Below are 7119 nucleotides of genomic sequence, written 5' to 3'. Positions count from 1 at the left end.
CCGAACGATCCCAACATCCGACGTCCCCCACGGCTAATTGCCAGTCACATCCTATGCGCGAATGGGAGACGCACTCCATCAATCTGGTTGAAGCGGGCGCTTCGGTCGCAGGGAGCGTTAGCCCAGCCTCACCTGCAGGATCGCGTTGACCGCCGCCGGGTTGGCCTTGCCGCCGGTCTCCTTCATCACCTGGCCCACGAACCAGCCGATGGCCTGGGGCTTGGCCTTCACCGCGGCCGCCTTGTCCGGATTGGCGGAGACGAGCCGGTCCACGATGGCCTCCAGCTCGCCAGTGTCGCTGACCTGGACCAGGCCATGCGCCTCCACGATGGCCTTGGGCGCACCCTCCCCCGCCCACATGCGCTCGAACACGTCCTTGGCGATCTTCGACGAGATCACGCCGTCCTCGATCAGGCCGACCAGCTCTGCGATGTCCGCAGGCGCAATCAGGCTGTCCTCGATGGACTGCTCCGCCTTGCCGAGCTTACCCACCAGATCGTTGGAGACCCAGTTGGCCACCAGCTTGGTGTCGCGGCCCTTGGCGGCGGTCTCGAAGTAGTCGGCCAGCACGTGATCGGTCGCCAGCACCCGCGCGTCGTAAGGCGACAGGCCATACTGAGACTGCAGCCGCGTCCGTAGAGCGTCCGGCAGTTCCGGCAGGCTCGCCTCGATGGCCTTCACCCAGGCCGGATCGATCTCCAGCGGCAGCAGGTCGGGGTCGGGGAAGTAGCGGTAGTCGTGCGCCTCCTCCTTCGAGCGCATGGAGCGGGTCTCGCCCTTCGCCGCGTCGAACAGCCGGGTCTCCTGGATGATGGAGCCGCCGTCCTCCAGCACCTCAACCTGGCGCGCGGCCTCATAGACGATGGCCTGCTGGATGAAGCGCATGGAGTTGACGTTCTTGATCTCGCAGCGGGTGCCCAGCGGGCCGCCGGGCTTGCGCACCGAGACGTTCACGTCGGCGCGCAGGTTGCCCTTCTCCATGTCGCCGTCGCAGGTCCCCAGCCTACGCACCAGGGCGCGCATCGTCTTCACGTACGCGGCCGCATCCTCGGGCGAGCGAAGGTCCGGGCGCGAGACGATCTCCATCAGCGCCACGCCCGCCCGGTTCAGGTCTACATAGGTCCAGTTGGGGTCCATGTCGTGGATCGACTTGCCGGCATCCTGCTCCAGGTGCAGCCGCTCGATGCCCACGATGAAGGTCGAGCCGTCGTCCCGCTCCACCGCCAGCTCGCCCTCGCCCACGATCGGGTCCTTGAACTGGCTGATCTGATAGCCGGCCGGCAGGTCCGGATAGAAGTAGTTCTTGCGGTCGAAGCGCGAGCTGAAATTGATTTGGGCGCGCAAGCCCAGTCCCGTTCGCACCGCCTGCTCCACGCAATGGCGGTTGATCACCGGCAGCATGCCCGGGAAGGCGGCGTCCACCAGACTGACGTGCTCGTTCGGCGCGGCCCCGAACGCCGTCGACGCGCCGGAGAACAGCTTGGCGTTGGAGGCAACCTGGGCGTGGACTTCCAATCCTAGCACCACCTCCCACTCGCCGCTGCGGCCGGTGACCCGGTAAGGCGCCCGTTCGCTCATCGCAGACCTCTCCTATAGTCCTACGATCTAGGCGCATGGACGCGATCAAGCCAGCCCGGCGCCTTGTGTCGATAGCGCAACACGGCGTTAGAAAATCAGGTTATAGGTTGGAGCCAGTCCGAAGGGCGCTGCGTTCAGCGCCTGCGAACCTTAGGGGAGATCGAGCCGTGCTTGGACACCCTGTCCTGCAGCGCACGTTCGCTTTGGTCCTGACCGCAGCTGGCCTATGCGCGGGCTTTGATGCTGCGGCCCAACCCGCCACGCTGCCTGTTGCAACTCGCTTGATGACGTCGACGGCAGCCGCCACGCCTTCCGACGACATGGCGATGCCCGAGGACATGGGTGCGCCGATCGCGGGCGACGCCTCCAAGGAGCAGGCCCGCGCCTCCGGAATGGACCGGCAAGCCCAGAAACTGTCCGTCGACACGCCCATCGACGTCATCGCCTCCTCGCCGCAAGGGCGCGCCGTACTCGAGCACGAGTTGCCGGGCCTGTGCGAACGGCCGGAATACGTCATGTTCCGCACCATGAGCCCAGCCAAGCTGGCCCTGCTGTCCAACGGACGCATTTCTCGATCCAAGCTGACACGGTTGCAGGCCCACTTGACCAAGGTGAGCATCACCACGGCCGAGCCGTCCGGTCACAACCTGTTGGCCGAAGGCGGCACGCGGGTGAAGCGGTTCTCGCGGTCCGTCTACCGAAAGGTGCTCAGCGCCATCGAGTCTCTCTAGCCGAGGGCTTGCCTCAGCGCCTTATCTGTAGCGAGATCACGATGGCGGACGCGAAACTGGCCGCCGCCGCGACGGGCAACCCCACGGTCGACCAGGTATGGGCCACCAGCACATGCCGGCCCTGCAGCATCAGTCGCCAGATCGAAGGCCAGGGCGAGCGCACCAGACACCAGCCGCCGAGCGCGATCAGCCCGAACGGCGCAGCGATCATCAGCCACCGTATCCAGGGCCGCATCACCACCAGGACGCAGGCCTCGCGCGAAAGCCGGCCGCCTGCTCGATCGCGGCGCCCAGGGTGAACAGCGTCCCCTCGTCCAGCGCCCGGCCGATCAGCTGCAGCCCCAGCGGCAGGCCCGAAGTGTCGAGGCCTGCCGGAATACTGATCCCCGGCAGGCCCGCCAGGTTCACCGTGACGGTGAAGACGTCGTTCAGGTACATGGCCAGAGGATCGCTGACCCTGTCGCCGAGCGCGAAGGCCGCGGACGGCGCCGTAGGCGTCAGCAGCGCGTCGACCTCCAGGAAGGCGGCGTCGAAGTCCTCGGCGATCCGACGGCGGACCTTCTGCGCCTTCAGGTAATAGGCGTCATAGTAGCCCGCCGAGAGCACGTAGGCGCCGATCAGGATGCGTCGCTTCACCTCCTCGCCGAAGCCCTCGGCGCGGGAGCGTTCATAGACTTCCGTCAGCGTGCCGCCGCCCTCGGCCCGCAGGCCGAAGCGCATGCCGTCGTAGCGGGCTAGGTTGGACGAGGCCTCCGCCGGGGCCACGATGTAGTAGGCCGGCAGGGCGTAGCGGGTGTGGGGTAGCGTCACCTCCCTGATCTCGCAGCCCGCGTCCTTCAGCCAGGCGACCCCCTGGTCCCACAGGCGTGCGATCTCCTCCGGCATGCCGTCCAGCCGGTACTCCTTGGGCACGCCGATGCGCAGGCCCTTGGGCGAGCGGCCGACGAAGCTTGCGAAGTCCGGCGTCTCCACGTCCAGCGAGGTGCTGTCCTTGGCGTCGTGGCCAGCCATGGAGGTGAGCAGGATGGCCGCGTCCTCCACCGTCTTGGCGATGGGACCGGCCTGGTCCAGCGAGCTGGCGAAAGCCACCATGCCATAGCGCGAGCAGCGGCCGTAGGTCGGCTTGATCCCCACCGTGCCGGTGAACGACGCCGGCTGGCGGATCGAGCCGCCGGTATCGCTGGCCGTGGCGCCGAGGCACAGGTCCGCCGCCACCGCGGTCGCGGAGCCGCCGGAGGAGCCGCCTGGCGTCAGCCGCTGGTTGGAGCCCGCAGCGCGCCAGGGGTTGGTCACGGGTCCGAAAGCAGACGTCTCATTGGATGAGCCCATGGCGAACTCGTCCATGTTCAGCTTGCCCAGCATCACCGCGCCGTCGCGCCACAGGTTGGCGGAGACGGTGGACTCGTAAGGCGGGACGAACTCGCCGATGATCCTGGAGCCCGCGGTGGTGCGCACCCCCTCGGTGCAGAACAGGTCCTTCACGCCCAGGCTGATCCCCTCCAGCGGGCCGGCTTCGCCCCGGGCGCGGCGGCCGTCCGAGGCCCGCGCCATCGCCAGCGCCTTGTCCGGTGTTTCCAGCACAAAGGCGTTCAGGTGCGCGTTGGCCGCGGCGATGGCCTCGATATGCGCCTGGGCCAGCTCTTCGGCGGAGAAGCGGCCGGTGGCCAGACCGTCGCGCGCCGCCTTCAGCGTCAGGCCGGTGAGGTCGGCGGGCTTCATTCGACCACCTTCGGCACCACGAAGAAGCCGCCGATGGACTTCGGCGCATTGGAGAGCACCGCATCGCGCTTCTCGCCGTCGGTGACCACGTCGTCCCTCAGCGGCAGGCTGGCGGCGACGCAGGAGGTCATGGGCGCGACACCGTCTGTGTCCACCTCGTTCAGCTGCTCGATCCAGTCCAGGATGCCGCTCAGCTCCTGGGCCATGGGCTCCAGGCGCGCTTCGGGAACGGCGATGCGGGCGAGCCGGGCGACCCGGCGCACGGTGGCGGCGTCTATGGACATGATGGGCGCGGGTTTGCCGCGCCGCAGCGGGGATGGCAAGCGGCCCGCGCTTTGGGAGGAAATCAAGCCCGGGCAGAATGTCGCAGCCGCAGGTTCGCCCGACAGGCGAATGTGGCGTCCGGCTTGCGAGACAGTCCGCATCGCGGCGCCGGTCGCCTCAAACTGAGATCGGAGTAGAACGAGTGTCAATCATCGTCAGCTCACAGGACGTTCAGCTCTCCAGCGCGCCCATCCGCGCGGAGTGGATCATCGAGGGCCGCCCTGTGGCCCGCAACACCGTCCTGGCCCGCAGCGCCGACCGCACGGCCATGACCATGCTGTGGGATTGCTCCGCGGGGGTCTTCCGCTGGGTCTACGACCAGGACGAGACCATCCACGTCATCGAAGGCGGCGTCACCCTCAGTCTTCCCGGTGGCCGGGTCGAGGTGCTGGGCCCGGGCGACGTGGTGTTCTTCCCTGCAGGCTCTTCGGCCACCTGGCGGGTGGACAGCTATGTCCGCAAGCTCGCCATCTTCCGCGAGAGCGTGCCCCAGCCCATGGCCCTGCTGGTCCGCCTGCGCAGCAAGCTCCGCGGCCTGGTCGGCGGCCAGTTGCCGGCCTTCGCCGCCCCGGAGCCGAAGCTGCAGGCGGCGTGACCTGGAGCCCGCCCGCGTGCTGTTCGTGTCGGAGCCGCCTTGCCCACAGACCTAGCCGAAGGCGGGGCGCCGCCGGAATGGCGGGGCGCCGCGGATCGAACGCAGGGCTGATGCAAGGAAGAGCGCTCGTTCTCCTCCCCTGCGCAAGCGGGGGAGGTGGCGGCGAAGCCGACGGAGGGCGCGTCCCCGCGGTCACGGCCTGCTGACCTAGCCTTCATCTCCCGCATCACCCAACCCGGCGCCCGCGACGCCCCCTCCGTCACGGCGCGTATCCGCACCGCGCCCATGAACGCCTTCGCGTTCAAACCCCCGCTTCGCAGGGGAGGAGAAGACGACCGCGCCCCCAAGCCGAAGCCCTGTGTTCGACGCAGCCGCAGGCCAAGTCGAACCTCACCAAGGGACGCCCTGCGTCCGCCCCCTCCGGTGAGCCGCCGCGCGGAAGGCGCGGGTCAAGAGCCTGCCCTCGGGCTTGTCGCGAGGGTCGAGCCGCAGGCTCGCCTGCAGCACACAGGTCGCCTTGACACGCCCAAGCACGGTGGCGTTCGCGCCCGCTTGTGGGGGCAATGCTGATGCAATAGATCGCCCATAGCTGACATGCCGTCCCAAAAAGCTTATTGAAGATGATACCTGCCGTTCACTTACACTTCTTGGTCGGTTCTACCGGCGCGGGCAAGACGACCTACGCTAAGCGCTTCTGCACCGAGACGGGGGCGGTGCTCTTCTCCATAGATGAGTGGATGACCACATTGTTCTGGATGGACTCGCCGCAGCCTCTTCAGCCGGCTTGGTCGATGGAGCGTATAGATCGATGTTCGCAACAAATTTGGGACACGGCGGTGCAAGTCGCTAGAGCAGGCGTGGCATGCATGCTCGAAGTAGGCTTTGCAAGCAGAGCTTGCCGCCGGAAGTATGCAGAATTGGCGAACAAAGCAGGTTTAACGGTTCAACTCCATGTTCTCGACGTACCGATAGAAGATCGTTGGGAGCGCATTCGGCTACGCAATCAGCAAGATGATGGGCAAGGCCAACTATCTTTTCCGATCACTCGAGAGATGTTCGACTTCACGGAGAGGTTCTGGGAGCCCCCTACGCCCGATGAGGTAGCCGAGTTCGTCAGCGTCTATGTGACGTCTTAGCAGCAGCTCTCCACACCTAACTCGGAAGTAGCGGACGTCCGCTACTCGGACGCGGCCCCTACCGACTCGCCACCTTCATCGTCTCGCCCGCGAAGTAGGTGTCGATCGCCTGCGCCACGCCGTCCATCAGCCGCCGCCGCTCGCCCCCGTCCGCCAGCCGCCGCTCGTCGGACGGGTTGGTGATGAAGCCCATCTCCAGCAGCACGGCCGGCACGTCGGGGGCCAGCAGCACCATGAAGCCGGCGTCGCGGTGGCTGCGGCGCAGCAGCTGGGCCTTGTCGGCGATGCGCTCCAGGAGCGTCTCGGCGAAGACCGAGGAGCGGTTGCGGGTCTCGCGCTGGGTGAGGTCGAGCAGGATGCGGTTCACCTGCTCGTCGGCGCCGGGCAGGGTGGGGGATATCCAGTTGGCCTTCTCGAACACCTGGTGGGCCGCGCGCGTGGCGCCCTGTTCGGACAGGGTGTAGACCGTGGCGCCGCGGATGTCGGGGCTGGTCCCGCTGTCGGCGTGCAGCGAGATGAACAGGTCGGCGTTGGCCTTGCGCGCGATCTTCACCCGGTCCTGCAGGCCGACATAGACGTCGGAGTCGCGGGTCAGCACCACGTGGTAGCGGCCTTCCCGCTCCAGCCGGTCGCGCAGCACCCTCGCTGCGGCGAGCGTCAGGTCCTTCTCGTGGGCGTCCGAACCCGCGGCGCCGGGGTCGTGGCCGCCATGGCCGGCGTCGATGACGATGACCTTCTTCGACGGCGTCAGCGGCGCGATGGGCGCCTCGATCTTGGCGAGCTGAGCGATCTGCCTGGCGCGGCGGGTGCCCTTGGCGGCGTGGAGTTCCTGGTCGGGCGCGGACTTGCCGGGCTGGATGCTGGCGACCTGGGCGGGGTTGGTCGCGGCGGCCTGACCGGCAGGGGCGGCCGCCGGCTGATCGGTGACGTCGATGACATAGCGGTAGACGTTCACCCCGTCGCCCGGAGGCAGCAGGAACCGCCGGCGCACCACGCCGGCGTGGGAGAGGTCGAGGTGGACTTGGGCCGCACCCGC

At 67.7% G+C, this 7119-nt stretch carries 8 protein-coding genes; 3 read left to right on the top strand and 5 right to left on the bottom strand.

Annotation, left to right across the window (positions count from 1 at the left end):
- Positions 1 to 117: 117 nt before the first annotated feature.
- On the bottom strand, positions 118 to 1578 hold the full coding sequence (gatB, locus tag HUV06_RS13475; protein ID WP_174301772.1) for an Asp-tRNA(Asn)/Glu-tRNA(Gln) amidotransferase subunit GatB: 1461 nt from the start codon (positions 1576 to 1578) through the stop codon (positions 118 to 120).
- A 284-nt stretch (positions 1579 to 1862) separates the two neighbouring features.
- Here gatB and HUV06_RS13470 point away from each other — a divergent pair, with 284 nt between their 5' ends.
- Complete coding sequence (locus tag HUV06_RS13470) at positions 1863 to 2309, top strand: hypothetical protein (protein ID WP_174301771.1); 447 nt, start codon at positions 1863 to 1865, stop codon at positions 2307 to 2309.
- 13 nt (positions 2310 to 2322) lie between these two features.
- On the opposite strand, the gene HUV06_RS13465 is transcribed toward HUV06_RS13470, so the two are convergent.
- Genes HUV06_RS13465 through gatC form a run of 3 tightly spaced genes read right to left on the bottom strand, consistent with a single transcriptional unit; the run spans position 2323 to position 4312 of the window.
- Positions 2323 to 2520 carry a hypothetical protein gene (locus HUV06_RS13465; RefSeq protein ID WP_174301770.1) on the bottom strand — a complete coding sequence of 66 codons (198 nt, stop codon included), beginning with the start codon at positions 2518 to 2520 and terminating at the stop codon, positions 2323 to 2325.
- Positions 2521 to 2543: 23 nt separating this feature from the next.
- Entirely contained in the window at positions 2544 to 4028 is a 1485-nt protein-coding gene (gene gatA, locus HUV06_RS13460) for an Asp-tRNA(Asn)/Glu-tRNA(Gln) amidotransferase subunit GatA (RefSeq protein ID WP_174301769.1), read from the bottom strand.
- Positions 4025 to 4312 (bottom strand): Asp-tRNA(Asn)/Glu-tRNA(Gln) amidotransferase subunit GatC, encoded by a 288-nt coding sequence (gene gatC, locus HUV06_RS13455; protein ID WP_174301768.1) that lies wholly within the window; start codon positions 4310 to 4312, stop codon positions 4025 to 4027. The genes gatA and gatC overlap by 4 nt, the downstream gene beginning before the upstream one ends.
- 182 nt (positions 4313 to 4494) lie before the next feature.
- On the opposite strand from gatC, the gene HUV06_RS13450 reads away from it, so the two are divergent.
- Together HUV06_RS13450 and HUV06_RS16685 are read left to right on the top strand one after the other, a co-directional pair.
- Positions 4495 to 4947, top strand: coding sequence for a cupin domain-containing protein (locus tag HUV06_RS13450; RefSeq protein ID WP_217433859.1), 453 nt, complete (start codon positions 4495 to 4497; stop codon positions 4945 to 4947).
- Positions 4948 to 5567: 620 nt separating this feature from the next.
- Positions 5568 to 6083: an ATP-binding protein gene (locus tag HUV06_RS16685; RefSeq protein ID WP_174301766.1), complete on the top strand. Its 516-nt coding sequence runs from the start codon at positions 5568 to 5570 to the stop codon at positions 6081 to 6083.
- Positions 6084 to 6141: 58 nt separating this feature from the next.
- On the opposite strand, the gene HUV06_RS13440 is transcribed toward HUV06_RS16685, so the two are convergent.
- Positions 6142 to 7119 (bottom strand): N-acetylmuramoyl-L-alanine amidase (locus HUV06_RS13440; protein WP_174301765.1); only part of this gene is annotated, 978 nt, incomplete at its 5' end.

The organism is Caulobacter sp. S45, assembly GCF_903642205.1.
Lineage (GTDB): Bacteria > Pseudomonadota > Alphaproteobacteria > Caulobacterales > Caulobacteraceae > CAHJWH01.
The sequence above is the reverse complement of the archived record's forward strand: the minus strand, read 5'-3'. Positions and strand labels throughout refer to the sequence as shown.